Source organism: Roseobacter sp. (genome assembly GCF_045106495.1).
Classification (GTDB): domain Bacteria; phylum Pseudomonadota; class Alphaproteobacteria; order Rhodobacterales; family Rhodobacteraceae; genus Roseobacter.
In genome coordinates this window covers 217,476-243,637 of the sequence record NZ_JBGCEQ010000011.1, presented here as the reverse complement: position 1 = coordinate 243,637, position 26,162 = coordinate 217,476, and the positions used below count along the sequence as shown (strand labels likewise).

Here is a 26,162-nt window from a genome sequence, read left to right as displayed (position 1 = left end):
AATACACATGTCAGGGTTATTGAACGGAAAACGCGGGCTCGTCATGGGCGTGGCGAATGAACGATCCATCGCGTGGGGGATCGCAAAAGCCATGGCCGAAGCCGGCGCAGAACTGGCTTTTACCTATCAGGGTGACGCCTTCGGGACACGTTTGGCGCCGCTGGCAGCATCCGTCGGATCCGATTTTATGGTGGATGTGGACGTAACCGACGACTCATCGCTTGATGCAGCCTTTGATCAACTTGGCGCACGCTGGACGACCATGGATTTCCTTGTCCATGCGATCGCCTTTTCCGACAAAACTGAACTGACAGGGCGTTTCTTGAACACTAGCCGAGCAAACTTCAAGCAAACCATGGACATAAGCGCCTACTCCTTTGTTGAAGTCGCGCGTCGGGCGCATCCGATGATGGTGGAAAACGGCGGTACGCTGATGACGCTGACGTATCAAGGCAGCAACACGGTAGTGCCGAACTATAACGTCATGGGCGTGGCCAAGGCTGCGCTGGAAAGTGCCACGCGGTATTTGGCGAATGACTTGGGACCAGAAGGCATCCGTGTAAATGCCATTTCTCCCGGTCCGATGAAAACGCTGGCTGGCGCTGCTATCGGTGGCGCGCGCAAAACCTACAAACACACCGATCAGAATGCGCCTATGCGCTCCAATGCGACGCTTGAAGCTGTAGGGGGCACAGCGGTTTACCTGGCCTCAGACGCAGGCGCCTGCACAACCGGCGAGATCATCCGCGTAGACGGGGGATACCATGTTCTGGGCATGCCTCAAGCTGACAACATCTAACGACAGGGCCGTCCAAAGCCCACTCTATGGCACCTTGAAGCCCCAGTAATGCCATATTCCCTGTGCAGCATACGAGAATGTACAGATACGCCGATTCCCGAACACTGCGGCAAGCGCACTACATGCGACGCGCGGGTCGCGCCCGCCGTATGGCATGGCTTTTGATGCCTGTTACATTGACCACGCTTTCAGCTGCAATGTGGTCAGACCCTGTCGTGAGACCCAAGCTAATGGAAGGTCTTGAGGTGGCAAAACCCATGATCGCCAACTTAATGGAAGGTGAGTTTTCCGTCGACGATGCTCGTGGCATCCAAGCCGCAGCACTTGAAAAAGCTGCGGAAGTCAATGAAAGACTAGGCATTCTGCCAACATCCAGGACGCCGGTTAACCGACCGGAAACTGACGGCTAGGTCACACGCATCGCTGCAAACCGACCTCTTTCAGGCGATAGACATCAACTCAATATCAAATTTCAGGTCTTTGCCCGCCAACGGATGATTGGCGTCGATTGTCACCGTCGCCTCGTCTACTTCCACAATCATGACCTGCATCGCCTGTCCTTCAGGGGTCTCGACATTAAGCATTGTACCGATGTCCAGGGGCACTTCGGCAGGAATACTTTCGCGCGGGACCCTCTTGCGCATTTGAAGGTCTATCGGTCCATAGGCCAGTTCACTGGGGATATCGACAGTCTTTTTGTCGCCTACGGCCATACCCGGCAACGCCATATCCAGCCCCGATATGATCTGACCCGATCCCACCACGATTTTCAATGGGTCGCTCCCATCTGAGCTGTCAAATGTAGTGCCGTCCAAAAATGTACCCGTGTAGTGGATACCAACGGTATCGCCGTTTTTAACTTGGGTCATCCATTCTCCGATCACCTGCATAAAGGGGTTGGGAGGCCACGTAACCGCATGCGATCTCCTGATTTGCGGGCAGCCTGCCTTTCCCATTCAACCGAGTAAACCCGCAAAAACCAAAATTGGGCCTTTTCGCCCCAGCCACGCCGTGACACTCTAAGTTCAGATGATGCGTAAGGAACGTGAAATGCCGATCACAACCTGCATCTTTGATGCATATGGTACGCTCTTTGACGTGGCTGCTGCTGCACGACAGGCTGCCTCGGAGCCGGACTTTCCGCAGCTCGCGGACCGTTGGCTTGCACTTGCAGAGCATTGGCGGCTGAAGCAATTGCAATATACGTGGCTTCGCGCTGTCACAGGCGCGCACGGCGATTTCTGGGATGTCACGCAAGAAGGGCTGGATTGGGCGCTGGAAAAAACCGGCTTGGATGGCGACGCGGCCCTGAAAGAACGCCTTTTGGCGCTCTATTGGGAACTGCAATGCTATCCGGAGGTGCCGGAAACACTGGCCCGTTTGAAAGCGGGTGGGATGGCCACAGCGATTCTGTCAAATGGATCGCCCGATATGCTGGAAGGAGCGGTCTCTTCTGCAGACATACGCGAAATGCTGGACGACACGCTATCTGTTGAGAGCGTCGGGGTCTTCAAGCCGGACTGGAGGGTTTACGATCTTGTTGCCAAGCGGTTCGGCTGTGAAAAAAGCGACGTTCTCTTCGTATCTTCCAATGGTTGGGATGCAGGATGCGCAGCGGGATATGGCTTTACGACGGCTTGGGTCAATCGTGCTGGCGACCCAGTGGATCGTCTACCATGGCAACCAGATCACATATTGGATGATCTGACGACCGTTCCGGAATTGGCGGGACTTTGATGCCGCATTTTTCCACATCTGACGGGTTGAGCTTGCACTATACGGATCAAGGAGAAGGCACGCCGATCCTGTGCCTCGCTGGTTTGACTCGCACGACAGCGGATTTTGATTACGTAATGCCTTTTCTAGACGGCACGCGTGTTATCAAACTGGACTACCGCGGGCGAGGCGACTCTGACTGGGACCCGAACTGGCAAAACTATGCATTGCCTGTCGAGTGTCGGGATGTGATCGAACTTCTCGACTTTCTGGGTCTTGAGAAGGTGGCCATCATCGGCACGTCACGGGGTGGATTGAACGCGATGGGCCTGGCCATAGGTGCCAAAAACAGATTGTCCGGTGTTGCTTTGAATGATATCGGCCCAGTTATCGATCCGAAGGGGTTGGAATTCATCTCGGGATACCTTGGACGCAATCCTGCGGCAAAAACGCACGCGGATGCAGCGCTCGCGATGCAACAGAACTACACTGGTTTTGTGGATGTTCCCTTTTCTCGTTGGATGGAAGAGGCACACAAACACTTCCGCAACACGAAAAACGGATTGGAAATCACCTATGATCCCAAGTTGCGCGATGCCATTGAAGCCCTTGGCGCACAGGCCGCACCCGATCTCTGGCCCTATTTCGACGCGGTGGAAGGCCTGCCCATAGCTTGCGTCCGGGGCGAGAATTCTGACCTACTATCGGCTGAAACGCTTTCTGAGATGGAGAGACGCAGACCGGATATGATCAGCGTCACCGTTCCCAACCGAGGACATATTCCTTTTCTAGACGAACCAGAAGCCGTTGCAGCTTTGCAAACCTGGATCGAGAGGCTGCGGTGAATATTGAACAAATTCGTGCCGCTGCAGACAGGCTTGAAGGGCACGTTAGGCGGACGCCGATGTTGTCTTCGCCATTTCTCGATGAGATCGCTGGACGACGCGTCTGGATTAAACCTGAGTGCTTGCAACACACCGGCAGCTTCAAGTTTCGCGGTGCATGGTCTGCGGTTTCAGCCTTGCCCGAGGACGCCAAAGCGCGTGGTGTGATTGCGTTTTCCAGCGGTAATCACGCACAAGGTGTGGCACTTGCCGCCAAAGCGCATGAGACTTCTGCCGTGATCGTCATGCCCCGCGACGCGCCGGAAGTGAAGATTGACAATACCCGTAAGCTGGGCGCAGAAGTCATACTTTATGATCGGGCGGCCGGTGAAAACAGAGATGCCATTGGTGCCGAGATATCCAGCGAACGCGGCCTGACCCTGATCAAACCCTATGACGAACCGCTGGTCATTGCTGGTCAGGGCACTACTGGATTGGAAATTGCCGCGCAAGCCATTGAGGTCGGCGTGGTGCAAGCTGACGTGATTGTTTGCTGCGGCGGGGGCGGACTTTCTTCCGGCATCGCTTTGGCGTTGGAAGCGGAGGCGCCGGGTCTGCGCGTACGCACCGCGGAGCCCGAAGATTTTGACGACGTGGCGCGATCATTGCGGTCTGGCAAGATCGAACGGAACAGCAAGCTGTCTGGCAGCTTGTGCGACGCGATCATAACCCCGCAGCCTGGAAATTTGACGTTTCCAATACTCAAAAGACTTGCCGGACCGGGGTTTTCCGTCACGGAGAACGAGGCTTTGCGGGCTGTTGCACATGCTTTCAACCGGCTTAAACTAGTCGCGGAGCCCGGAGGGGCCGTGGCTTTGGCCGCTGCCCTTTTTCATGGCGATGAAATCGAGGGGGATGACGTGATTGTCACGATCTCCGGCGGCAATGTCGACGCTGAAGTCTTTCAACAGGCCTTGCGGACGCCAAATGAGGGTTCTCCAAAAGGAGATGCGATATGAAAATTCTCGATCTGGGGCACGTCAGACTCCATTACCGTGTGGACGGGCCAGACGCGGGCGCACCGCTTGTTTTCGCCAACTCGCTGGGTACAGACTTACGCCTGTGGGATCCGATTTTGCCCCACCTGCCCGAAGGGCTACGCATCGTCCGGTTTGACAAACGCGGACATGGTCTGTCTTCTTGCCCTTCTGGTCCCTATGCGATGGGTACTTTGGTGAAAGACACCGAAAGCCTGTTGGACCACCTCGGGATCAGGGACTCCGTTTTTGTCGGACTGTCTATCGGCGGCATGATTGCGCAGGGTTTGGCGGTGAAGCGATTAGACATGATCCGCGCCATGGTTCTGTCGAATACAGGCGCTAAGATTGGCTCCCCTGCGCTATGGCAAGAGCGAATAGCCAGTGTGGAGAAGGGTGGCATAGAAAGCCTTGCGGACGCGACAATGGCGCGTTGGTTTTCCAGAGCCTTCCAGTCGAAACCCGAACTAGAACTTTGGCGCAACATGCTGACCCGTCAGGAAGATCAAGGTTATATAGGCTGTTCAGCGGCGATTTCGGGTACTGACTTTTACACCACTACCGCTGGCCTGCGCCTACCCACTCTGGGGATTGCCGGCGCCGATGATGGCGCGACCCCGCCGGATCTGGTCCGCGAAACCACGGAGTTAGTCCCCGGCAGCCAGTTCCACTTGATCCGCAAAGCCGGGCACTTGCCGTGCGTTGAACAACCCGTCGAATACGCCGACGTGCTGACACGGTTCTTGAAAGAGGTCGGCCATGTGTAGCGCAGCCAGCAGAAACCAGGTCTGAACCGTGGCGGCCAGTGTCTTTGACAGCCCTCTTTATGCACGTCTCTTTGACACCGGTGAAACGGGGCGCCTGTTTTCCGACAGCGCCGCGTTGCGCGCCATGCTTCTGGTCGAAGGAGCGTTGGCTAAAGCGCAGGGGAAACTCGGCGTGATCCCGGAAATCAGTGCCGCAGCCATTCATCGCGCCACACTGGAAATCCAGATCGATCCTGGCGCATTGGCACAGGCAACTGGCGAAAACGGCGTCTGCGTGCCCGGGTTGGTCAGCGCCTTTCGTGCGGAAATGAATGCTCCCGAACATGCGCAATACTTGCATTGGGGTGCCACATCTCAAGACATCATCGATACAGGCTTGATGCTACGCCTGCGCCAGACCCTTGCGCTGGCAGAGGCAGATCTCAAAACCATCGTTAAAGCGATGGCGGAACAAGCCGATATCCATGCGGCCTTGCCTATGCCCGCACGCACCTACGGACAACAGGCGACGCCCACAAGTTGGAGTGCAGTTTTAGCGGGATGGGGAATGCCTTTGATCGATGCGCTCGACGCTTTGCCCGCCCTGCGCGACGGATCATTGTGGGTGTCACTGTCGGGCGCGTCCGGCACGGCCTCTGCATTGGGAAAAGATGCCCCGTCCCTGCGCGCAGCCTTGGCAGAAGGGTTGGGCCTCGTTGATCCAAAGAGGTCCTGGCACACAGATCGGGGCCCAATTCAGCGTATCATGTGCTGGATGGCGCAGGTTACCGCAACCCTTGGGTCGATAGGACAGACAGCAGTTGCCCTGACTGCAACCGAAGTTGCGGAAGTAACACTTGGTGCAGCAGGTGCCTCCTCCACCATGCCGCAAAAGCAAAATCCAGTAGGAGCATCTGCGCTGGTGGCACTTTCCTCGCAGATTGGCGGCTTGCTGAGCGCGATGCAGATCGCAGCCTCTCACCAGCACCAACGGGACGCGGCTTCATGGTTTACCGAATGGATGCTGGTGCCCCAAATTGCGCATAGCTGCGCGGCAGCTTTGAAGCATGGCATTTTATTGAGCCAAAGCATTCGGCCTAATCCAAATCAGATGGCACGGGCTTTCGGGCAAGGCCACGACCTGCTTCACGCAGAAGCTCTCAGCTTCGCTTTGACAGACTACATGCCTCGCCCGGACGCACAAGCCGCCGTAAAAACACTCTGTCGCGAGGTTGCGGAAAGCGCCACGCCTCTCTCCGCCCTTGCGCTGGCAAAGTACCCGCAACTGGATGCAACGCTCTTTGACCCAGGCGCGCAGTTGGGACAGGCTCCTGCTGAGGCGCGCAGCTTTGTCGCCCGGGCACGGGCTCTGTAACGGATGCGACCAGCAGTTCTGTTCATTTTAATCACTGTGGTACTCGACTCCATGGGCATCGGGCTGATCATTCCGGTGATGCCCGATCTGATTCAGGAAATTCAGGGTGCAGACCTCAGCAATGCCGCTCTGTGGGGGGGCGTGTTGTCGACCACTTTTGCTGTCATGCAGTTTCTGTTTGGCACAGTCATTGGCGGGCTGTCAGACCGGTTCGGCAGGCGGCCGGTGCTATTGACCTCCCTCGTGGTTATGGCGCTTGATTATCTGGTGATGGCGGTTGCAGGTAGCATCGCATTATTGCTTTTAGGGCGTGTCGTGGGCGGGATCACGGCCGCAACACAAGCCACAGCGAACGCCTACATGGCCGACATCTCACAGCCCGAAGATCGATCTGCAAACTTCGGCCTTGTCGGCGCGGCCTTTGGCCTGGGGTTTGTGCTGGGTCCGCTTCTGGGTGGATTGCTGGCTGAATATGGCACCCGCGCACCATTCTATGCGGCCGCAGCACTCGCGGCGATCAATGCGCTCTTCGGATTTTTTGTGCTGCGCGAAACAGTGACCCAAGAAACCCGGCGCCCTTTTCGCTGGGCGCGGGCGAACCCTTTGGGTAGTTTTCGCCAGTTGGCTCGACTGCCCGGCGTTGGCCCGCTCTTGGTGGTGTTTTTCCTCTACCAAGTGGCCTTTATGGTCTACCCCGCCATCTGGGCGTTCTTTGGCAAGGAACGCTTTGGCTGGGAACCGGCAACTATTGGGCTTAGCCTGGCACTCTTCGGGATTATGCTTGCCATCGTGCAAGGTGGTCTGATCCGCATCGTTCTGCGTGTTCTGGGAGAACGTGTCACCGTTGTCTACGGACATCTCTTTGACATTGGCGCCTTTCTCGCTTTGGCTTTCGTCACAAACGGCACTTTGGCTCTGATCCTGACACCGTTGGCAGCACTGGCGGCGGTGATCACACCGGCGTTGCAAGGCATCATGTCCAAGGCCGTTCCCGCTGATGCACAGGGCGAACTGCAAGGCGCACTTACATCCGCGAGCGCGCTTGCCATGATCCTTTCACCGATGATGATGACGGGTGTCTTTGCTGCTTTTGCCCGGGATGACGCGCCGATTTACCTACCCGGGGCGCCCTTCATCCTCTCCGCCGGATTGATCGTAGCCGGGCTAATAGTCTTCATCAGTTTCCCGCCACGAAACGCCATCGCAACACGTGATCCACAATAACGACACGTCATGTCGGATTGCAGCTTGCGTGTGCGATCTCAGCACGGCAGGCTGACTTAATCTGAGGCCTCAAAGAGAAAGGCACCCTATCGATGCAGACAATCAAAGCCGCTGTTTGCCATACGTTTGGCGCGCCTTTAATGGTCGAAGAAATTGTTTTGCGCGCTCCTGAAATGGGCGAAGTTGAAATCACGCTCGACGCCGTGGCGATCTGCCATTCGGATATTTCCTACGCGGAAGGTGCTTGGGGCGGGTCGCTGCCAGCAGTATATGGTCACGAAGCGGCGGGGATCGTTACCGCAATCGGCGCAGGTGTACGCGGCCTGAAAGAAGGCGACAGCGTAGTGGTGACCCTGATCCGCGCCTGTGGTACGTGCGGCAGTTGCGCTGGTGGAAAACCGACGCTGTGCGAAACGCCCTATGACGGCGATCATGGCCCGATCAAAACCGCAACAGGCGGTAAATTACATCAGGCGATGGCAACAGGTGCTTTTGCGGAAAAGGTCGTGGTCGATCAAAACCAGGTGGTTCGAATAGCACCCGACATTCCCAAGGAAGCCGCCAGCTTGATCGCTTGCGGGGTAATCACCGGTGTTGGTGCCGTGGTCAACGCAGCTGAGTTGAGGGCGGGGCAGGACGTGGTGGTGATTGGTGCGGGCGGCGTCGGTCTGAACGCCATTCAGGGCGCGCGCATCGCCGGGGCGCGGCGCATTGTAGCAGTCGATATGAGTGCCGAAAAACTGGAAACCGCGATTGAATTTGGCGCCACCGACGGCGTATTGGCGACGCAAGAGAGCCCTTGGAAAGATGCGTTCAAAGCGCTTGGCGGGCGGGGCGCAGACGCTGTGATTGTCACTGTAGGCGCCATCCCCGCCTATGATCAGGCCCCCCGCTATCTGGCACAGGGTGGCAAAGTTATCATGGTTGGCATGCCGCACTCGGGTGCAGGTTCCACATATGAACCAGTCGTGTTGGCCGCATTGGGCCAAGGCATGGTTGGTTCCAAAATGGGGGATGTGGTGATCCAGCGGGACATCCCCTGGATGGTTGATCTCTATGGTCAAGGACGCCTGAAACTGGATGAATTGATCTCTGGCCGCTGGCGCCTTGACCAGATCAACGAGGCGATCGCCGACACCAAATCAGGTGCTGCGCGTCGCAATGTCATTGTTTTCGAAAGATAACCGCCTCAGGTTCGTGTGCGCCCGTCCTGTCGGCGTCAGGCCCTGTTTGCTGGAAAAAGGACATGCCCATGAAACTCGCTGATCTGGACATCATCGTGACGGCCCCACCTGCGCCCGGATGGGGGGGACGATATTGGATTTTAGTCAAACTCACGACCGATGACGGGATTACGGGCTGGGGCGAATGCTATGCCACTTCCGTTGGTCCGGATGCCATGCGCGCCGTCATCGAAGACGTATTTGCCCGTCACATGTTGGGCGAAAACCCTGAAAACATCGAATTGATGTTTCGGCGCGCCTATTCTTCCGGTTTCACCCAGCGGCCAGATCTGACAGTAATCGGCGCTTTTTCAGGGTTGGAGATTGCCTGTTGGGACATTCTGGGAAAGGCGCGAGACAGGCCCGTCTGGGCGCTTTTGGGTGGGCGTATGAACGACACCATCCGCGCCTACACTTATCTTTACCCGCAAGCAGAGCATGATCTGTCCACCTTTTGGACATCCCCCGATATGGCCGCAGAAAGTGCCGCCGCGATGGTTGCCCGAGGTTACACGGCCGTCAAATTCGACCCCGCAGGCCCTTATACTCTTCGCGGCGGGCATATGCCTGCAATGACCGATATTGCTCAATCTGTTGCCTTTTGCAAAGCCATCCGTGCGGCCGTCGGCGACAAGGCGGATTTGCTCTTTGGCACCCATGGCCAGTTCACCACGGCGGGCGCCATCCGGCTTGGGCAGGCGCTGGAGCCCTATGCGCCACTTTGGTTCGAAGAGCCCATTCCACCCGATGCCGTTGAAGAAATGGCCAAGGTGGCCCGGGCCGTGCGCATCCCTGTCGCGACCGGAGAACGCTTGACGACCAAGGCGGAATTTGCGCCGGTATTGCGTGCAGGTGCTGCAACGATATTGCAACCCGCTCTGGGCCGCGTAGGGGGCATATGGGAGGCGAAGAAAATCGCCACTTTGGCAGAGGTTTACAACGCGCAAATGGCACCGCATCTCTATGCGGGTCCAGTTGAATGGGCCGCTAATGTTCATTTCGCCACCTCGGTCCCCAACCTCCTGATGGCGGAAACCATTGAGACCCCCTTCCATAGGGCCCTGATCAAAAACAGCATCACCGTGGAAAATGGTTTCATAATGCCACCTGAAAGTCCCGGCTTGGGGATCGAAGTGGACGAAGAGCTCGCGCGCGCGCACCCCTATTCTGGCGCGGGTCTACATCTGGAGATGCGCGAAGCACCCTGCGACTATGCCAACGGCAACGCCTTTGAAGGCGGTGCACCCGCACCGAGAGATTAGCAACAGCGCTCAGGTACGTGCCGCTTCAAAAGCCGCCCAGACTGTTTCGAACTCGGCAAAATCAATCCGCTTGCCCCTAACGGCGTCGAAAACTATCTTTTCGGATCGCATGAGCTGCGCGATCGCGTCCGCTAGTTTCGGGATAATGTCATCGGGGATTACCACGCCACCGTGGCGGTCGGCATGCACCAAGGCGCCCGGCGGCACAGACATGCCGAATATCTCGACGGGATGATCAAAGTCGATCACATGAACGAACCCATGGCTGGGGCCTATTGAACCCGCCACCACCGGAAATCCGTCCGGCAAGTCTCCGAGGTCGCGCATTACGCCATCGGTCAATGCGCCTGAAAGCCCAAATGCCTTGTGGATATTGGTATTGACCTCGCCCCAATAGGCCCCGATCGCGTTGGGCACATCCATATCCTGGACTACAGCAACACCGGGGCGCGGCCCTTCTGACATGTATTTGTAGTAGCCCATGCGGCGCGCCTTGATCACGTCCGCCGGCTCACTTGGCGGTTTCACGGCCTGAATGCGGGCGGTACGCGCGTAGCCCACCATGGCCAGAGCCGAACCGTCCGATGCCACCATCGTACCGCGGGTAAAGTCATTGAAACCGCGCTTTCCTTGCGCCACTTCGATGGCGTTGCAGACCGTCGGTGTATCGACATGTCTTAGCAGATCCAACAGCGCGTCATCCATCATCGTCACCCTACCAATTTGGCTCCGTCTGACAGCGCTTGCAGTTTCGCAAAGGCGATCTCAGGATCGACTGCGCCAAATCCGGCAAATGTCCCAAAACCACAATCGGACCCGGCAATCACACGGTCCGCACCGACAATCCCGGTAAAACGCGCGATCCGCTGCGCGACCAATTCGGGATGCTCGACAAAATTGGTGGTTGTGTCCACTACACCCGGCACCAAGACCTTGTTTTCAGGAATGTCCGCTTTGCGATCCCGAAAAACAGTCCATTCATGGGCGTGGCGCGGATTCGATGTTTCAAAGAGCACATAGCGCGCCTTGGCAGACATCAACGTATCAAAAACCTTCTCCATTCCAATGTCACACACATGCGGCCCTTCGTAGTTGCCCCAACATATGTGGATACGCACGCGATCTTCGGGCACATCTTCAAGGGCATGGTTCAATGCCTCAACGTGTGCTGCGGCGACCTTGAGGAATTCCGCGTCGCTGAGATCGTTGAAAAGCATGTGGCGTGAAAGAGCCAAGTCGGGGCAATCCAATTGCACATCGAGACCAGCAGCCACGATGGTCTGATACTCTTCGCGCATCGCATCCGCGAGCGCCGCCAGATAAGCCTCTCGCGTCTTGTAGTAATCATTTTGCAGGAACAGCGAGATCACACCCGGGCTCGCGGCATTCATGAAGCCACGCATTGCGCCATGCTCCGCCATGGCCGCCTTGAGATTGTCGATGTCCTTTTGCAACTCACCCTGCCCTTTTGACACCACTTCACCGGTGCACATGGGGCGCGCATACTTGGGTGTGCCACCATCATCAGCCAAACGTTTGAGAAAGCTCGGAAACTTCTTTAGGTCTGCAGGCGCGTTGCGCGGACTGTCTCCGGAAAACCCGCTGTAGCGGTCCTTGACGTAAGTAGCATAGGAGATTTTCGATGTCTCGCCATCACTGACAATGTCGACACCTGCCGCAACCTGCTTTGCGACCGTATCAGAGACCGCTCGCGTCATGGCTGCGTCAAAATCTTCGGCACTGTATGCCTCAACATTTTCCCGAGCAAAGATGAAATCCACCACCGTTTGGCTTCGCGGCAAAGATCCAACGTGCGTGGTCTGGATGGTCATGACAGTTTCCTTAGACTTTACGCGCCATCAGCACGCTGTGTTTGTTGGTTTCCGGGTCTTCGGCCAGATACCCGGTTAGGCGTAGGCCATTTTCCTCAAGACAGGTGGCATACTGCGCCGGTGAGAGGGACGCGTGATAAACGGGCCGATCACCCACAGTGCCCGCTACTTCGCCGGCATCGGGGCCTACCGTGGTCAACAGTGTGCCCCCGGCATTGAGGTGGGCTGCCATTCGGGCGATACACCCCTGTTGCTCCTGCTGCGTGAGGTGGAAGAAGCTGTTCCAGGCAACGATCCCGTCAAAGCGTTCTTCCAGATCAAAGTTTCGCATATCTGCTTGCCGCCAATCGCCGTTTGGCCAACGGGTGCGGGCGATGTCGAGCATGGCGGCGGCGAAATCGACACCGGTTACCCGAAAGCCTTCGGCAATAAACCACCTTGCAATTGGCTCTCCTGCTCCACAGCCCAAATCCAGCACCTGACCGCCAACCGGGAGGCAGGCCGCAAATCTTGCAAGCCAGCGCGCCTCAAAAAGAGCGCGCGAGCGTTGGCTGTCATATTGCGCAGCCTGCGTTTCGTAGACGTCCCGGATGTTTTCCGGATCTGCCGCTATCCCTGCCATGTCGGACCCGCGGGATCATCTGTGCCGACAATATGATAGAGCGCAGCTTCACCTGTCATGGAGGGTACAGATGTGTGCATAAGCCCTGCAGGAACAGATGCCGTATCGCCCGGGTTAAGCGTCACTTCTCCGCCCTCCCAGACCAGTTTCCAATGACCCTTCACCGGCATCAAGACAGATGCACGGTCATGCTGGTGCATTTTTGCCGAGGCCGAGGGTCGGGTGATGAACCCCACTTCGAACCCTGGTTTGTCTCGGATCACCCCTTTTTCGCCAATTACGAGACAGGGTGATTTTTGGGCCATGGCCACCAGGTCATTGTAGCGCCGCACACCGAATCCGACCACCTCCATTGGCGGCAGTTCAGGAAATTCCTTGAGCGCTTCGTCGGTCAGCACGGGCATCGGGGGAACACCCTCAGGCAGATGCTCATCCTTTTTACTATCATAGAGTTGGCCGTTTTTACCCAGAATGAGGCCATGGTCCTTGGCGTCTTCAATCACCTGTGGCGCCCACAGCACGCCCCCGCCCGCGTCATCACCGCCCAATATCGCCATGATCATCCCGTAATCAGTACCGATGTTTTCAAAGCCGCGAAAAATGCCGGTGGGTATGTTGATGATATCCCCTTCTTCGAGAAGGACCTCTCCCGCATCGCCCCAACGCCCCCAGAAAAACCGCCAGCGGCCTTTGAGCACAAAGAACACTTCGGCCGTTCGATGGCTGTGCAGAGAGTTGCGGCATTTGGGCGGCTGGCCCGCAGCACCAATATTAAAGCCATGCGGGATCGTGATGTGCACATGTTGATCCGGGCTCTCAGACACGCCGCCGCCGATGATCGTGAAGTTCTCCTTCTGGTCACTTCCCGGGGTATGGGCGTCAATAAAGGCCGTTTTGCATGGCTTAAGTTCACCATATCGCACGATGCGGGCTTCCATGTCAGCAGGGGTCATTTCGTTTCTCTTTCAAGTCGGTCGCGCAATTTGGCCAATTCAGCAGTCAGCTGTGCGTTTTCGGTTTCAAGTCGATCTATTTCCGGTGCAACAAGAGCTGCAATCTCAGCTGTATCGAACCGAGGGATGATGTATTGGGGGCAGTTCCAATCGAAAGCCTCTACTTTTATAGACATCACGCGCTCGACTTTGCTCTCGCCTTCTGTGGTCAGGCTTTGTGCTAAATCGGGAGCGTCCTCGGCATCATTGACTGTGGCGTATCCGATCAGTTTGAGGCGCGCCTTGCGCGGATAATCCATGGCAAAGATCGAGACACGCGCGTTGCTCTGCAGATTGCCGGTGCTGACGTACTGACGGTTGCCGCGATAATCAGCAAACCCGATTGTTTGCGGGTCAAGCACCTTCAGAAATCCTGCTGTTCCGCCCCGATGCTGGACATAGGGCCATCCCGTCTCAGACACCGTTGCCATGTAGAAGGAAGTCCGCGAAGTTAAAAAAGTGATTTCATCTTCGCCCAAACCCTCTGGGGCCGGGCGCTCGGTCATTTTCGCATAGGTCTCCCGAGAGCCGTGCGCTTTTTGCGCATCTTGCACGGTCGGAGTGAACATCAGGGTCCCAAAATGCTCCACGCGATCACCCCGTATGTAGAAGGATCTGTTTCCAGATCGTTGTTTCATCAAAGATCACATATTCCCGGCGCAGCCCCCAAGGACCAAATTCGGCATGGCAAATGCCCAACAGATAAACCTCTGCCCCCGTCGGCGCGCCAAACCGGCCCCAGCCGCTATGTTTACCGGTCAAAGACCAGCGCAACGCCGCGCGTGGCGGCATCAATGGATCATCACGCCCAATCTGGTGATCGATCTGAAAATCTGCATCCGGGAAAGATGCACGCAACCCCATCCAGAACTGATCGACATCGCCATGGCTGTGTCCTGTCGCACCGCCGGGGTATTCGACATGTACCGCCCGGTCATACTCCAGCGGGATCGCAGCCATATCCGCGTCCATGATCCGGATGACGATATCGGCGTATTTTGCGCCCCATTCGTTGTCATTGCCCCGACCTTTGTAAGGCCCCGGTTGGTCCGTCGCCGCGCTGAGCGGCTTGGTGCAATCTTCTGGCCCGCCTTCTCGTGTGATCAGATCTGCCGCGTATGCCTTGGGGTCCCATCCGAGCTGGCGCACAATGGCGCCCTGATCCCGGATCAGCCATTCATCGTTGATCTGATTGTTGTGCGCATGGCAATCGGCCATAATCCGATAGGTCAGTTTCTTTCCGGTCGCCTTACCGTAAACCCCGTCATGCGCATGTGTCGCTGTACTTAGCAGCCGATGCGAAGACAGCATGCCCTCCTCCGGGGTGCCTGACCAGATCACGTCTTCGCCCAAGAGGGTGCGGTCGGGAAATTCGGCCAAAGTCGCCATGGTCGCCCCGATTACGTTCTGATTTCCGATGACCACAGAGGCTGGCGACCGCACCACGATATCGTCCGAATAATAGTGATGCAGTGTCGCGATGTTGCGATCTTCCCAGATTTCCTTGGTGATTCCGATAATGTAGTCCGGGAAATCCGTGAATTTCGGATCGAAGCCTTTCATGGCGCAGTTCCTTCCGGTTTGCGGGCCGAGCCGCGGACGATCAAAGGGCCGTCGAGAGTGATCCGGCGCGGTGTCACGTCTTCTGCGCTGAGACGCGCCAAAAGTGCGTCGACAGTGGCTGCAACCATGCGATTTGCAGGCTGGCGAACAGTGGTCAGGTTATAGCTCGGCCAATGCGAGAGCGTGACATCGTCATAGCCCACTACGGACACATCCTCCGGCACCCGCAACCCCAACTCATAGCGCAGCACATCCATCACGGCGAAGGCCATATGATCATTGGCCACAAAAACAGCATCCGGTCTGTCTGGAGCGTCAAACATGTCGCGCGCGGCAGCCTGAGCAGTTTTGAAGTTGAAATTGCCGATACCTCGGGCAAAGAGCTGTTGGCCGGCATCTTCCAAACCTGCCTTGAAACCGGCTTCACGGTCTATCTGGGTGGAGGCATCCTCCCAGCCAGCGATGTAGGCGATGCGCTTGTGCCCACCTGCCACAAGAAACTCCGCCAGTTTTCGACCCCCGGCCAGATTGTCCGATGTCACGCTTGAAAGCCGGGTGTCATATTGGTGCCGGTTGAAGAGCACAATAGGAATACCCAGGTCCTCGCAGCGTTGGGTCAGGTCGTTCGAAAGACCAACAGAAGCAGCAATAATTGCATCCACCTGATAGTCTAGCAGTTCATCGATCACGCTTTGGGTTGCGTCATGATCATTTGAGGCCATGAAGACAAGTACGTGATAGCCCTTGGACTGAAGCGCTTTGGAGAGCCGTTCAATGGCTTCGGGGTAGAATTGGTTTTCCAGATAGGCCACGACCAGCCCGATAATCCGGCTGCGCCCGGTGATCAAAGACCGCGCAATCACATTCGGACGATATCCCAAGTCAGCGGCAGCCTTGCGGACTTTGTCAGCTGTACGCTTACTGACAGATGCACCCGGCGTGAACACACGACTCACTGCTGACCGGCTCACACCCGCCTTTTCAGCTACTTCCAATGAGGTCACCTTGCCCATCAGCCTGCTGTCCATCCTCCGTCAATCTTCAGTGAAGTCCCGGTGATCATGGCTGATGCGTCGGACGCCAGAAACAGCGCAGCACCCATGATGTCCTCAACCTCGCCAACGCGTGGAAGTTTGATCTTGTCCATGATCCACGCCAATCGTTCGGGATTTTTGAAGGTCACTTCCGTCAAAGGCGTCCGAATGAAGGTCGGGCAGATCGTATTGATCCGGATGCCGGACTTTCCCCACTCGATGGCCATGGATTTCACCATACCTTCCAGCGCGTGCTTGGATGCGCAGTATACTGTGCGATCAATACCCCCCACATGCCCCATTTGGCTCGATATATGGATGATGGACCCTCGTTTTCCCGCCGCCATCAAAGCCTTGGCTGCAAGTGCAGAGAGGAAATAGGCCCCTCGTAAATTGACATCCATCACGGCGTCGAAATCCTCCGGCCTGGTTTCAACGGCCGGCGCATGGCGGGCCAGACCCGCCGAGTTGATAACGATGTCAAAGGGATGCTCAAAGACCTCAGGCAAAGCACTCAAATCGGCCTGATCAAGTTGCATCGCTTCAGTGGACCAGCCTTGCGCAGCCATCGCATTTACGGACGCCTGCAGAACATCCATGCGTCGCGCAGCACAGACCACATGCGCACCAGCTTCGGCAAGCGCAATGGCGCACCCCAAACCGATGCCCGAGGACGCCCCTGTGACCAATGCGCGATCTCCTGTGAGATCAAATTTTGGTGTTCTTGGCAGGTCCGTCACACCGTTGCTCCTGTTTCGGGATCAAAGCCCACACGGGCTTTGTTGAATTCCCGCATGCGTGCAAAAACATCGACCCCAATCTGATCATACATATGTAGTAGATCCACCAACACCCAGTTTTCGCGTATCAATCCGTTTTCGACACGCCAGAAATCAAGGCTACGCATTTCGATCTTTTGACCAACAGGGGCAACCCCGAGCCATCCGCCGTTTGTAATGGTCTGGACCATATCAGGCCAACCGGTCACCGCAGCATAATTTCTGTCCCCAAAAAAATGGTACTCGATTTCATCCAGATAGAGACCCCGGTCGGGCATCGCATTGAGAAAAGGGATCTGGTGCCACTTGCGAAACCCGTCAATCCCACGCCCACTGCCAATTCCGGAGGGTCCGTACCACATCATCCGAGGGTGCCAGAACCGGTCCATCTGCATGACCTCCGGGCCACCTTCGGAAGGGTGTTTTTTGAGAAAACTCAAGGCATCAATAATTTGGTGGCAGGTCGCTGCCCCTTTTGCGGGGTCGTGAGGACCCGGTACCATGCCGTCGTTGGTGGCTGGTCCCGGCACATGCCACTCGCGCCCCAGCGATGGCGTCATGGGCCAGGCCCCAGCCTGCATCATTACTTCAGGAATGTCCCAAATTGCTTGCATTTCGACAATCCTACGATCCACGATGCGGTAGAACTCATGAAACCGCAGATGCACGATGTGACCGGTGGCCGGAATGTCCAGCCACGGTACACGAAAGGTCCCGCAATAATTGCCGCCGCAACCAACCCAGTCCTGGCCTTCGGGAGTCGGCCCTGCCATCGTGATAAAATCGCGCTGTTCCAGATCCGGTATGGCGCGCAACAATGGGACAAACGCTTTGTCCACAAAAGCATCGACACCCACAGTCGTCCCGAAGGGAAATGCCAGATGAAAAACCACGTCCGGCGCGCAAATATCATGCAGCGTGGTGCGCAAGGCTTCTAGGTCAAAATCATACATCGTCGCCCGTAAGGGCGCGATGAGTGCCTTGTGATCCGTATGGCGATCAATCATCTTGAATGCGCTTTCATCCGGTCAAACAGGTCGACACCCATTTGCGCGAAGAGATGGACCATATCGACGAAAACCCAGTTTTCAGTGAATAGACCGTCAGTGCGAAGCCAAAAGTCCAGCCCTGAAACTTCAATCGGCGTGCCCGTGGCCGGAAGGCCTAAATAGGACCCGCTATGCGTCCCGATCACGCCTTTGGGTCCAGAAGCCGCCAACAACCTATCCTCGGCAAAAAGACTCTCGAGATGCATCACCTTGCGATCCGGAAAGGCGATCAGCCAAGGGTGTTGGTGGAAGGTTTCAAATTCGCCGAGCGAAAGGCACGCGCCGATACCGCCCGGCCCGTACCATTTGATATTGGGATGAAAAAACGCGGCCAAACCCATACTGCTCAGGTCATTTTCATCGAATTTGTTCAACCCGCCAAAAATGAATTCACGCCCAAAAGCCAGCGTGCGGTCGGTGACAGCGTCGCTGTGAGCGGCTTTCAGGGCACCGTCATAGGCGGTCGGCGCAGGGTAAACATGTGACGCACCTCGCGACTTCGGCAGAACCGGCAAACCGATCTGATCGAACCAATCAACAAAATCCCAGATCGTCTGGGCATGGGTCACCTCGCCCTTGCCGTTGAACCGCAAAAATTCGCCCCAGCGAATGCGAAGGTCTGTGCTTGTCGCCGGGATGCCAAACACAGGGGCCGTGGCCCTACCTGTGTAGTAACCGGTTCCCGCAACCCACCAAGCGCCATCCTCTTGGCCATCTTCATGCGCCGAGGACTGCCCTGCCAGGAAAAGATGAGTTTCGCGGCGCAGATCAGGTATTGCTGCTTGCAAGGGAACAAACAGCTCGGCCAGAATATCCCCGCCACTGGATTTTACACCAATAGGTTCGGGCGCTTGCCAATGCGTGACGGCGGACAACATCTCGCCCGCGCGCTTGGGGTTGGTGTCGAGGGCGTTCCAAAGCGACAGCGCATTGGCTTTGTTACGCTGATTGACGTGCATTCAAGTTTACTCCGCCGCTTCCTGCGCCGGGACGCCTTCGCCGTAAGGCACATTGATCCCGCCATAGCGTCGCACCCGCAGATTGCATTGCTCCGCATGACCCACAAAGCCTTCAAGCATGCACAAACGCGAACCATAGGCCCCAATTTTTGCCGCGGCCTCATCTGTGAGAATTTTTTGGTAACTATGTGTCTTGAGGAACTTGCCAACCCAAAGACCGCCTGTGTATCGACCTGCTTTCTTGGTTGGCAGCGTGTGGTTCGTCCCGATGACTTTATCCCCATTTGCCACATTGGTGCGTGCTCCCAGAAAGAGCGCACCATAGCATTTCATGTGCTCAAGGAACCAATCGTCCCGATCTGTCATTACCTGCACATGCTCCGACGCAATATCATCTGCGACCTGCAGCATTTCTTCATAGGTGTCACACAGGATGACTTCGCCGTAGTCTTCCCAACTTGCCTTGGCAGTGTCGGCCGTCGGTAGGATTCTCAGAATGCGCTCGATCTCTAGAAGCGTTGCCTCTGCAAGCTTACGGGAATTCGTCAGCAAGACAGCTGGCGAATTGTATCCATGCTCCGCCTGTCCCAGCAGGTCCGTCGCACAGAGCTCCGCGTCAACGGTGTCATCCGCGATGACCATCGTTTCGGTAGGCCCGGCGAACAAATCAATACCTACACGTCCAAAGAGTTGCCTTTTGGCCTCGGCGACAAAGGCATTTCCCGGTCCGACAATCATGTGCACCGGATCGATTGTATCTGTGCCGAGGGCCATCGCGCCGACGGCCTGAATGCCGCCCATGACGTAAATCTCATGCGCCCCACCGAGATGCATTGCGGCAATAACAGCCGGATTGGGTTTGCCGTGAAACGGCGGAGTGCAGGCGATGATGCGTGGGACCTTGGCCACGGAGGCGGTGGCCACAGACATATGCGCTGAGGCGACCATTGGAAATTTCCCGCCTGGCACATAGCAACCCACCGATTGCACCGGAATGTTCTTGTGACCCAAAATAACGCCGGGCATGGTTTCCACTTCGATGTCGCGCATGCTGTCGCGTTGCGCCTTGGCGAAATTGCGCACCTGCTCTTGCGCGAACCGAATATCATCCAATTCGCGCGGCGTGAGCTGCGCCACCAGATCCTCAATTTCAGCAGCACTCAACTTGAAACTGGCCGGAGAATAGGCATCGAATTTTTCAGACAAAACGCGCACAGCCGCATCGCCACGCGCTTCGATATCCGCCAGTATGGCTTCTACGGAAACACGCGTGTTAGCGTCATCGTCAGCACGCTGTGCCGCAGGTTTTCCGTGCTTAAGATATTTAATCGCCATCCGTTCACCTCCTCAGCTTTCAGGTTTCGGTGGTGTTTTTTCACCCCGGTCAAAGGCCTCCCAACCCTCGCCCTGAAAGACATCCTTGCCCAATTGGGCCAATACATGCGGGAAATCGACCATCACCCAATTGTCGGTGATACGCTCGTCCTCAACTTTCCAGAAATCCATGTAACGAATTTCAATGCGCTTCCCGGTCGCTGCCACGCCCATAAAGCTACCGGAATGCGTCGCCTCCTGTCGCCCGAAGGCGGCTGCCCATTCTCCCATGTAAAGCCGTGCCTCATCGACACATACCTTGTCGGAAAAGGCAGCCTGAAACGGGCGTTGCCAGTTGTCCTGAAATTCCTGAAGACCGTTCTTGGTGCCGCAACCCTCATTGCCCATCCAGCGAAAGCTCTGGGCAAAAAACGCACCGATGTCGTTAATCCGGTGATCGTTTAATCCATCCACCATGTTTTCGATTACGGCGCGGGTTTCATCCGTTTTGCTCATGTCCGTGTCTTTGGTCAGCACGGCCTGTTCTGGTCTTGAACCCTTCATTGGGCATTCCTTCTATCTTGAACCTGAAAACGAGTGGGGTGTCCCGCGCGGTTCAAGATGAAGTCTCGAGGCAGTCGGTTGAGCGCGGGATGACGCTGCAATCGACATGATCTGGTGCGTTTACTCATCAGCCTTTCACTGCCCCCGCCGTCAGCCCTGAAACAATCTGACGTTGGAAGACCATGACCAGCAGAAAGAGAGGCGCCGTGATCGAGACCGCTGCGGCCACCGCTTCAACCTGATCGGTGGTGGTGGTTTCGCGGTTAAAATACCCCGCGATCGCAGGCACCATGGTCTGGTTCTGTGCATCCAGGAGCAATGAGGTCACTAGAAAATCATTATAGCCCAAAAGGAAGCTGAAAAGCCCCGTCGTGATCACCCCTGGCCACATAACCGGCATGATCACGCGGCGGAATGCCTGGAAGTGACTACAACCATCGACCCGGGCGGCCTCGTCAAGCTCGGCCGGAATGTTCTGGAAGAAGCTGCGCAACATCCAGATGGTAAAAGGCTGGTTGATCGACACCAACACCGCGATCACAGCCCAGGGCTGGCCGTAAAGTGTCGGCGCGCCTTCGCCGAAGATAGGCCGGAGGATTTCGGAGGAATTGATGAATACAGGCAAATACCCGGCCACCAGCACAGAGTGCGGCAGCGCTCGAAAAACCAGAGCCAGGATCAGCAACCAAAACGCCAGATCAGAACCTGAGCGCGCAAGACCATAGCCTGCAAGGGTGCCTACGGTGAGGGAAATCGTGACAACGCCTGCCGTCACCAACATCGAATTGAGAAAATTTCGGTAGAACTGGTTTTCGCCCCATACAGACACGTAGTGTTCGGTGGTGAGCCCAAGTATTGGTGTGCCCAAGGGGCCAAGAAGACCGTTAAGAACGCCCAGGACAAGCGGCATAATGCCAAAAAAGATCAGGACAAATGCAACGGCGTAGAGCACCGCTCCGAAGATCCAGCCCAAAATGATCAAACCCGGCGGGCAGAATTTCTGCACCATCTGAGGCAGGTTGGTAAAAGCCCAGCGAATGGCAAAAAAGATCACCGCAAGCCCTAGCGCAATGTCGATGATCGACAGTCCATCCCCGCCAGCGCGCGTGGCGGGGCCAAAGATGACATCCAATGGGTTGGCGGCAAAGGCATCCACCGGCGATTTAAAGCTCATCACAGCGATCCAGAAGATCGGGAAAGCGGCGAGAACACACCAAAAGGCGAGGAAAGCACCTGAGGAGAGACGCAGCGCCAAAGACTGCTGCATGGCTTTGGGCGTAGACATCAGTGTGCGCTCCCTTTGTGGTCACGCCATGTGCGGCGCAGTGGCAGGATCAGTAAAAAGACGATCCCGATCATGGTGAGCATCGCTGAGGCCGAAGCGCGGCTGATGGCACGGTTGCCTGCATCATCTGGCGTCATGAAGTCATAAGTCAGCCATTGCAGCGAGATCACATGTGCCTGGCTTCGGAAGCCAACAATTTCCTCAAACACACGGTAGCAATCCATCAGGTGGATTAGCGCAATGAAGATGATCAGCGGCATCAGGTGCGGCACGATCACATGGCGCAATCGCTCCCAGCGGCTGGCGCCGTCGATCACAGCGGACTCGAGCGTGTCCATGTTCACCGTCTGCAGCCCGGCATAGAAAATCACAAAGGCGAAGGGCGCGACATGCCAGACGCGGTAGAAATACATCAACAACTCAATGGTCCAGGCCTGCGCAAACATCGAGATGTTGGTGCCTGTCCAGCGCTCCATCATGGCAGTGAGAATGCCGTCACCGACAAAGAGCCAATAGATCGACAGCGAGCCAATCACCGGTGTAATGATGAACGGCAGCAAGGAGACAAAAATGACAGGCCCCCGGATTGATCGCGACGCGTTATTGACAGCCAGCGCGATCGCAAGCCCGACCCCAATCACAAGCGGCAAGGTCAGAAGGGTAAAGGAGAGCGTGAAACGCAGTGCCTTCCAGAAATCTATCTGCATGATTTCGTTCCAACTGCCATTTCCGACTGCAGCCCAGAATTTGTCCATTTGCAGGACGTTTTTGTAGCTTTGCAATCCAACCCACCGTGTCTCTGTGATTGTCTTTCCGCTCTCATCCAAGACAGGCACCGTTTTTACTTCGGTCGTACAGGTTTGCGTCAGGAAACCAGGCGTGCAGGTCTCGACTTCGAGTTGTTCCAATATGGGTTGCGTGACTTGAAAGCTCTGGATGAAAACACTCACCAAAGGGGCGGCGATAAATAAGAGCATCATGAACACCGACGGGCCAACAAAGGCGGCAAAGGTCTTGAACTTCATCGGACGGTCCTCGTGTCGGAAATGTGCAAAACGGTTGGGTGCTTCAGCAATGCGCAACGGTATGCGCGCGGCAAAAGCATCCAAGTTGATCAGGCTGGCCAATATGATCGGCCAGCCTGCTTCAATTCACTTGAGTACGCCGGCTTCTTTTGCAGCAGTCTCATAGGCCTCTGTGATCGCGATCAGAGTTTCCTCTGCGCCGCGCTCGCCGGTAAAGAAAGCGGGCAGCTCATTACCTAGAGCCGAATGCAAGAGACCCATCTGCGTGGTCGAAGGATAAGCTGGCGGAGCAGGGTTCGCCATTGCCGTTTCAATCGCACCTTGAGCGATATCGGTCGGCTCATAGCCCGGAATCAACCAGATGGCCGCGTCATTGGCGCTTTTGACCATCTCAGTATCGAGACCTTCCATGGCCAGGCGGAATGCTGCGTCGGCCTCTTCATCCGTGATGTTTTTGGCGATGACAATTCCGTCCCACCACAGTGTGGTGGCCGGCACACCGCCATCCACCGCTTTTGGGGCGGCTGACATTGCGACCTTGCCCACAACCTGGCTTTCCGCTTCGTCGTTCATCGCACCTGCCCGGCTGGACCAGAGGTTGGCCATGGCAATTTTGCCCTGCTGAAACTGTTGCTGAACATAGGTTGAATCAGACACCAGCACTTCGGGATCGGTAAACTCAGTCATTGCCTTCATCATTTCCAATGATTTCAAACCGGCTTCGGAATTGACGGCTGTAGTATTATCATCGTTGAAAAACGCACCACCAAAACCCGCGTACATATTGTTAAAATCCTGACCTAGATTCCAACCCGATTTCAGAGTGGCTCCCAGCGGATAATCCATCACACCCGCGTCTTTGATCTTTGCTGCTGCTACCAGAACGTCATCCCACGTCGATGGGGTTTCAATGCCCAAATCAGCCAGCACATCGGAACGATACATCAAGTGTTGCGTGTTCACCATCATTGCCACAGCCATGATTTTGTCGTTGACGCGGATCAGTTGGTTGGGTGTCAGATTCTGACCATATTTGGCCACCAGGTCATCCAGAGGGCGAATGGTTCCCGCATTCAGAAGCGGCGTAATTGTTCCGTTGGATACACCGCCAATCTGATACAGCGATGGGTTGGCTTCAAAGGCGGCGGGCTGCTTGGTTCGGAATTCCTGATCCAGTTCAGCCTGGAAGTTGCCACATTCTGCCATGGCGTCCGTGACCGCTTTCCATGCTTCAAATCCCGCCGAAAGCGACTTAATCGGGACGGTATTTTCATATGAGCAGGCCGCAAATGCAGCGCTTCCCATCAGCGAGATCGCCCCCGCCAGTGCAATTTTCTTCAGAAACATATGCAAACTCCCTGTTGCAGTTGGCTCAGGTGCATCTTGCAAGGCTGCACCCAGTTTGGCCCCTTGTAGGAGGCTTTTTCAATCAGGTCGCGTCGATGCGCGTCCCGTTTTCTTTGTCAAACAAATGACAAATCGATACCGGCACGTTGAACGAAACGCTGTCCCCAATCTCCGCGCGATACTCCTTGTGAGCTTTGACAGACACCAGCTGCCCGCCAGCTCGTACTGTTAGCATTGTCGCGTCGCCGAGCAATTCGATGGTATAAATGGGCGCTGTGATCTGGCCGCGACCACTTTCCGCCAGAGTTGCGTCTTCGGCACGAAACCCCAAGATAATAGGTCCGTCAGAGCCCACTAGGCCCGAAATAGAGACCTGTTCGCCGCTAAAAGTGCCTCCGCTCAGTTTTCCTTCCATCAAATTCATCGCCGGGCTGCCGATGAAGCTGGCCACGAAGGTGTTTGCCGGGTGATCATAAATGTCCGTCGGCGTGCCAACCTGCTGAACCTTGCCCTGCTTCATCACGACAACGCGGTCCGCCAGAGTCATGGCTTCGATCTGATCATGCGTTACATAAACGGTCGTGACTTTGAGCTCGTGGCTGAGATTTTTGATCTGCGCACGGGTAGAAACGCGCAATTTTGCGTCCAAGTTCGACAGCGGCTCGTCCATCAAAAAGACGTTGGGCTCGCGCACAATCGCACGGGCCAGAGCAACGCGTTGCCGCTGTCCACCGGACAACTCTGCAGGCTTGCGGTGCAGGAATTCATCCAGTTCCACCATGGCCGAAGCCCGACGCACGCGGCTGTCATGTTCACCCTCGGGAACTTTTCGTACTCTAAGCGGAAAGCGTATGTTGTCGTAAACATTCATGTTCGGATAGAGGCCATAAGATTGGAACACCATCGCCACGTCGCGATCTTTTGGATCAAGGTCGTTCACAACCTTCCCGTCGATGATGATCTCACCTTCGGTCGCGTCTTCAAGACCCGCGATCATCCGCATCGTTGTGGTCTTGCCACAGCCGGAAGGCCCTAGCAGCACTAAAAACTCCTGATCTGCGATTGTGAGATCGAAGTTATCTACGCCAACGAAGCTGCCCCATCGTTTGTTGATGTTTCGCAGTTGAATCTCAGCCATGGTTGCCCTCGCTATCGCGGACCTGCGTTTTGCAAGCATTCCTTAACGCTAGACACTCTTGAAGGCGCTTGGCAAGGATTTTTTGCACACGTGTGCATTTGTGCAAACCGAACGCATATTTTGCAAAAGCGAAAATCAGTTGACGGATCGTCCCTCTACAGACAGCGCTGCACGAATTTTGCTTGTATCGCCTTCCCTTTTGGTTGGCGCGCCTGTTTGCAATTTCAAAATTCTAATGGTTATCAATATATTAAAGGAATCGTCATGGTGTTAATACGTGAGCATTGCGCCAGTCTCGAATACCTCTGGGTCAACTACTTTCGATATTTGACGTCTCATACAAATGGATCGAGCCACCACTTCATAAGTGACGACCACGCGCTAAAAAGGCCAAGATTTGGAAAAACAAACGGTACTTTTTTGAGCGGTTCTGTACGAGCTACAACCGAGATT

At 55.9% G+C, this 26,162-nt stretch carries 27 protein-coding genes; 10 read left to right on the top strand and 17 right to left on the bottom strand.

The features are described 5' to 3' along the window. Nucleotides 1-7 precede the first annotated feature (7 nt). Together AB8B75_RS09680 and AB8B75_RS09675 are read left to right on the top strand one after the other, a co-directional pair. Complete coding sequence (locus AB8B75_RS09680) at nucleotides 8-799, top strand: enoyl-ACP reductase (RefSeq protein WP_405361741.1); 792 nt, start codon at nucleotides 8-10, stop codon at nucleotides 797-799. Between the two features lie 77 nt (nucleotides 800-876). Then, on the top strand, nucleotides 877-1,209 hold the full coding sequence (locus AB8B75_RS09675; protein WP_405361739.1) for a hypothetical protein: 333 nt from the start codon (nucleotides 877-879) through the stop codon (nucleotides 1,207-1,209). A gap of 30 nt (nucleotides 1,210-1,239) precedes the next feature. On the opposite strand, the gene AB8B75_RS09670 is transcribed toward AB8B75_RS09675, so the two are convergent. Then, entirely contained in the window at nucleotides 1,240-1,668 is a 429-nt protein-coding gene (locus AB8B75_RS09670) for a peptidylprolyl isomerase (RefSeq protein WP_405361737.1), read from the bottom strand. Nucleotides 1,669-1,849: 181 nt separating this feature from the next. Here AB8B75_RS09670 and AB8B75_RS09665 point away from each other — a divergent pair, with 181 nt between their 5' ends. From AB8B75_RS09665 to AB8B75_RS09630, 8 genes are all read left to right on the top strand, one after another. Next, nucleotides 1,850-2,536, top strand: coding sequence for a haloacid dehalogenase type II (locus AB8B75_RS09665; RefSeq protein ID WP_405361735.1), 687 nt, complete (start codon nucleotides 1,850-1,852; stop codon nucleotides 2,534-2,536). Further along, nucleotides 2,536-3,360 carry an alpha/beta fold hydrolase gene (locus tag AB8B75_RS09660; protein ID WP_405361734.1) on the top strand — a complete coding sequence of 275 codons (825 nt, stop codon included), beginning with the start codon at nucleotides 2,536-2,538 and terminating at the stop codon, nucleotides 3,358-3,360. Before AB8B75_RS09665 ends, AB8B75_RS09660 begins: the two co-directional genes overlap by 1 nt. Then, nucleotides 3,357-4,358 carry a threonine/serine dehydratase gene (locus AB8B75_RS09655; RefSeq protein WP_405361733.1) on the top strand — a complete coding sequence of 334 codons (1,002 nt, stop codon included), beginning with the start codon at nucleotides 3,357-3,359 and terminating at the stop codon, nucleotides 4,356-4,358. The genes AB8B75_RS09660 and AB8B75_RS09655 overlap by 4 nt, the downstream gene beginning before the upstream one ends. Beyond that, nucleotides 4,355-5,143 (top strand): 3-oxoadipate enol-lactonase, encoded by a 789-nt coding sequence (pcaD, locus tag AB8B75_RS09650; protein ID WP_405361732.1) that lies wholly within the window; start codon nucleotides 4,355-4,357, stop codon nucleotides 5,141-5,143. The genes AB8B75_RS09655 and pcaD overlap by 4 nt, the downstream gene beginning before the upstream one ends. A 28-nt stretch (nucleotides 5,144-5,171) precedes the next feature. Next, nucleotides 5,172-6,497 carry a lyase family protein gene (locus AB8B75_RS09645; protein WP_405361730.1) on the top strand — a complete coding sequence of 442 codons (1,326 nt, stop codon included), beginning with the start codon at nucleotides 5,172-5,174 and terminating at the stop codon, nucleotides 6,495-6,497. A gap of 3 nt (nucleotides 6,498-6,500) precedes the next feature. After that, nucleotides 6,501-7,721, top strand: coding sequence for an MFS transporter (locus AB8B75_RS09640; RefSeq protein ID WP_405361729.1), 1,221 nt, complete (start codon nucleotides 6,501-6,503; stop codon nucleotides 7,719-7,721). Nucleotides 7,722-7,813: 92 nt separating this feature from the next. After that, nucleotides 7,814-8,905: a Zn-dependent alcohol dehydrogenase gene (locus tag AB8B75_RS09635; protein ID WP_405361728.1), complete on the top strand. Its 1,092-nt coding sequence runs from the start codon at nucleotides 7,814-7,816 to the stop codon at nucleotides 8,903-8,905. A gap of 68 nt (nucleotides 8,906-8,973) precedes the next feature. After that, nucleotides 8,974-10,206 (top strand): mandelate racemase/muconate lactonizing enzyme family protein, encoded by a 1,233-nt coding sequence (locus AB8B75_RS09630; protein WP_405361726.1) that lies wholly within the window; start codon nucleotides 8,974-8,976, stop codon nucleotides 10,204-10,206. 9 nt (nucleotides 10,207-10,215) lie between these two features. Here AB8B75_RS09630 and AB8B75_RS09625 read toward each other — a convergent pair whose 3' ends face one another. The 16 genes from AB8B75_RS09625 to AB8B75_RS09550 all read right to left on the bottom strand — a co-directional run bounded on the left by AB8B75_RS09625 (nucleotide 10,216) and on the right by AB8B75_RS09550 (nucleotide 25,709). Then, the gene (locus AB8B75_RS09625; protein WP_405361963.1) at nucleotides 10,216-10,911 is read right to left on the bottom strand and encodes an RraA family protein; all 696 of its coding nucleotides are present in this window, start codon (nucleotides 10,909-10,911) and stop codon (nucleotides 10,216-10,218) included. A gap of 5 nt (nucleotides 10,912-10,916) precedes the next feature. After that, complete coding sequence (locus AB8B75_RS09620) at nucleotides 10,917-12,038, bottom strand: cobalamin-independent methionine synthase II family protein (RefSeq protein ID WP_405361725.1); 1,122 nt, start codon at nucleotides 12,036-12,038, stop codon at nucleotides 10,917-10,919. A gap of 10 nt (nucleotides 12,039-12,048) precedes the next feature. Next, nucleotides 12,049-12,660 carry a class I SAM-dependent methyltransferase gene (locus AB8B75_RS09615; protein ID WP_405361724.1) on the bottom strand — a complete coding sequence of 204 codons (612 nt, stop codon included), beginning with the start codon at nucleotides 12,658-12,660 and terminating at the stop codon, nucleotides 12,049-12,051. Next, nucleotides 12,648-13,613 carry a cupin domain-containing protein gene (locus AB8B75_RS09610; protein ID WP_405361722.1) on the bottom strand — a complete coding sequence of 322 codons (966 nt, stop codon included), beginning with the start codon at nucleotides 13,611-13,613 and terminating at the stop codon, nucleotides 12,648-12,650. Before AB8B75_RS09610 ends, AB8B75_RS09615 begins: the two co-directional genes overlap by 13 nt. After that, nucleotides 13,610-14,221 (bottom strand): pyridoxamine 5'-phosphate oxidase family protein, encoded by a 612-nt coding sequence (locus tag AB8B75_RS09605; protein WP_405361721.1) that lies wholly within the window; start codon nucleotides 14,219-14,221, stop codon nucleotides 13,610-13,612. Before AB8B75_RS09605 ends, AB8B75_RS09610 begins: the two co-directional genes overlap by 4 nt. Nucleotides 14,222-14,246: 25 nt before the next feature. Further along, nucleotides 14,247-15,215, bottom strand: coding sequence for an ester cyclase (locus tag AB8B75_RS09600; RefSeq protein ID WP_405361719.1), 969 nt, complete (start codon nucleotides 15,213-15,215; stop codon nucleotides 14,247-14,249). Then, the gene (locus AB8B75_RS09595; protein WP_405361718.1) at nucleotides 15,212-16,228 is read right to left on the bottom strand and encodes a LacI family DNA-binding transcriptional regulator; all 1,017 of its coding nucleotides are present in this window, start codon (nucleotides 16,226-16,228) and stop codon (nucleotides 15,212-15,214) included. The genes AB8B75_RS09600 and AB8B75_RS09595 overlap by 4 nt, the downstream gene beginning before the upstream one ends. Further along, nucleotides 16,228-16,989 (bottom strand): SDR family NAD(P)-dependent oxidoreductase, encoded by a 762-nt coding sequence (locus AB8B75_RS09590; protein WP_405361716.1) that lies wholly within the window; start codon nucleotides 16,987-16,989, stop codon nucleotides 16,228-16,230. The genes AB8B75_RS09595 and AB8B75_RS09590 overlap by 1 nt, the downstream gene beginning before the upstream one ends. Continuing rightward, nucleotides 16,986-18,035, bottom strand: coding sequence for an ester cyclase (locus AB8B75_RS09585; protein ID WP_405361715.1), 1,050 nt, complete (start codon nucleotides 18,033-18,035; stop codon nucleotides 16,986-16,988). The genes AB8B75_RS09590 and AB8B75_RS09585 overlap by 4 nt, the downstream gene beginning before the upstream one ends. Next, nucleotides 18,032-19,036, bottom strand: a complete 1,005-nt coding sequence (locus AB8B75_RS09580) for an ester cyclase (RefSeq protein WP_405361714.1) — start codon at nucleotides 19,034-19,036, stop codon at nucleotides 18,032-18,034. Before AB8B75_RS09580 ends, AB8B75_RS09585 begins: the two co-directional genes overlap by 4 nt. A 6-nt stretch (nucleotides 19,037-19,042) precedes the next feature. Beyond that, entirely contained in the window at nucleotides 19,043-20,371 is a 1,329-nt protein-coding gene (hisD, locus tag AB8B75_RS09575; protein ID WP_405361713.1) for a histidinol dehydrogenase, read from the bottom strand. Nucleotides 20,372-20,383: 12 nt separating this feature from the next. Further along, a complete protein-coding gene (locus AB8B75_RS09570) occupies nucleotides 20,384-20,914 on the bottom strand; it encodes an ester cyclase (protein ID WP_405361712.1) in 531 nt (176 codons plus the stop codon). Nucleotides 20,915-21,041: 127 nt separating this feature from the next. Beyond that, nucleotides 21,042-22,199, bottom strand: a complete 1,158-nt coding sequence (locus tag AB8B75_RS09565) for a carbohydrate ABC transporter permease (RefSeq protein WP_405361711.1) — start codon at nucleotides 22,197-22,199, stop codon at nucleotides 21,042-21,044. After that, nucleotides 22,199-23,224 (bottom strand): carbohydrate ABC transporter permease, encoded by a 1,026-nt coding sequence (locus AB8B75_RS09560; protein WP_405361709.1) that lies wholly within the window; start codon nucleotides 23,222-23,224, stop codon nucleotides 22,199-22,201. The genes AB8B75_RS09565 and AB8B75_RS09560 overlap by 1 nt, the downstream gene beginning before the upstream one ends. Nucleotides 23,225-23,350: 126 nt before the next feature. Further along, on the bottom strand, nucleotides 23,351-24,571 hold the full coding sequence (locus tag AB8B75_RS09555) for an ABC transporter substrate-binding protein (RefSeq protein ID WP_405361707.1): 1,221 nt from the start codon (nucleotides 24,569-24,571) through the stop codon (nucleotides 23,351-23,353). Between the two features lie 82 nt (nucleotides 24,572-24,653). Next, the gene (locus tag AB8B75_RS09550) at nucleotides 24,654-25,709 is read right to left on the bottom strand and encodes an ABC transporter ATP-binding protein (protein ID WP_405361705.1); all 1,056 of its coding nucleotides are present in this window, start codon (nucleotides 25,707-25,709) and stop codon (nucleotides 24,654-24,656) included. Nucleotides 25,710-26,162 lie beyond the last annotated feature (453 nt).

What these genes read in the sequence shown, in the direction of transcription:
- AB8B75_RS09675 (WP_405361739.1), top strand. Translation starts at nt 877, where the DNA reads ATGTACAGATACGCCGATTCCCGAACACTGCGGCAAGCGCACTACATG.
- AB8B75_RS09580 (WP_405361714.1), bottom strand. Translation starts at nt 19,036, where the DNA reads ATGCACGTCAATCAGCGTAACAAAGCCAATGCGCTGTCGCTTTGGAAC.
- AB8B75_RS09600 (WP_405361719.1), bottom strand. Translation starts at nt 15,215, where the DNA reads ATGAAAGGCTTCGATCCGAAATTCACGGATTTCCCGGACTACATTATC.
- AB8B75_RS09550 (WP_405361705.1), bottom strand. Translation starts at nt 25,709, where the DNA reads ATGGCTGAGATTCAACTGCGAAACATCAACAAACGATGGGGCAGCTTC.
- AB8B75_RS09595 (WP_405361718.1), bottom strand. Translation starts at nt 16,228, where the DNA reads ATGGGCAAGGTGACCTCATTGGAAGTAGCTGAAAAGGCGGGTGTGAGC.
- AB8B75_RS09620 (WP_405361725.1), bottom strand. Translation starts at nt 12,038, where the DNA reads ATGACCATCCAGACCACGCACGTTGGATCTTTGCCGCGAAGCCAAACG.
- AB8B75_RS09615 (WP_405361724.1), bottom strand. Translation starts at nt 12,660, where the DNA reads ATGGCAGGGATAGCGGCAGATCCGGAAAACATCCGGGACGTCTACGAA.
- AB8B75_RS09660 (WP_405361734.1), top strand. Translation starts at nt 2,536, where the DNA reads ATGCCGCATTTTTCCACATCTGACGGGTTGAGCTTGCACTATACGGAT.
- hisD (WP_405361713.1), bottom strand. Translation starts at nt 20,371, where the DNA reads ATGGCGATTAAATATCTTAAGCACGGAAAACCTGCGGCACAGCGTGCT.
- AB8B75_RS09670 (WP_405361737.1), bottom strand. Translation starts at nt 1,668, where the DNA reads ATGACCCAAGTTAAAAACGGCGATACCGTTGGTATCCACTACACGGGT.
- AB8B75_RS09560 (WP_405361709.1), bottom strand. Translation starts at nt 23,224, where the DNA reads ATGAAGTTCAAGACCTTTGCCGCCTTTGTTGGCCCGTCGGTGTTCATG.
- AB8B75_RS09680 (WP_405361741.1), top strand. Translation starts at nt 8, where the DNA reads ATGTCAGGGTTATTGAACGGAAAACGCGGGCTCGTCATGGGCGTGGCG.
- AB8B75_RS09665 (WP_405361735.1), top strand. Translation starts at nt 1,850, where the DNA reads ATGCCGATCACAACCTGCATCTTTGATGCATATGGTACGCTCTTTGAC.
- AB8B75_RS09640 (WP_405361729.1), top strand. Translation starts at nt 6,501, where the DNA reads ATGCGACCAGCAGTTCTGTTCATTTTAATCACTGTGGTACTCGACTCC.
- AB8B75_RS09555 (WP_405361707.1), bottom strand. Translation starts at nt 24,571, where the DNA reads ATGTTTCTGAAGAAAATTGCACTGGCGGGGGCGATCTCGCTGATGGGA.
- pcaD (WP_405361732.1), top strand. Translation starts at nt 4,355, where the DNA reads ATGAAAATTCTCGATCTGGGGCACGTCAGACTCCATTACCGTGTGGAC.
- AB8B75_RS09605 (WP_405361721.1), bottom strand. Translation starts at nt 14,221, where the DNA reads ATGTTCACTCCGACCGTGCAAGATGCGCAAAAAGCGCACGGCTCTCGG.
- AB8B75_RS09585 (WP_405361715.1), bottom strand. Translation starts at nt 18,035, where the DNA reads ATGATTGATCGCCATACGGATCACAAGGCACTCATCGCGCCCTTACGG.
- AB8B75_RS09635 (WP_405361728.1), top strand. Translation starts at nt 7,814, where the DNA reads ATGCAGACAATCAAAGCCGCTGTTTGCCATACGTTTGGCGCGCCTTTA.
- AB8B75_RS09570 (WP_405361712.1), bottom strand. Translation starts at nt 20,914, where the DNA reads ATGAAGGGTTCAAGACCAGAACAGGCCGTGCTGACCAAAGACACGGAC.
- AB8B75_RS09625 (WP_405361963.1), bottom strand. Translation starts at nt 10,911, where the DNA reads ATGGATGACGCGCTGTTGGATCTGCTAAGACATGTCGATACACCGACG.
- AB8B75_RS09630 (WP_405361726.1), top strand. Translation starts at nt 8,974, where the DNA reads ATGAAACTCGCTGATCTGGACATCATCGTGACGGCCCCACCTGCGCCC.
- AB8B75_RS09565 (WP_405361711.1), bottom strand. Translation starts at nt 22,199, where the DNA reads ATGTCTACGCCCAAAGCCATGCAGCAGTCTTTGGCGCTGCGTCTCTCC.
- AB8B75_RS09610 (WP_405361722.1), bottom strand. Translation starts at nt 13,613, where the DNA reads ATGACCCCTGCTGACATGGAAGCCCGCATCGTGCGATATGGTGAACTT.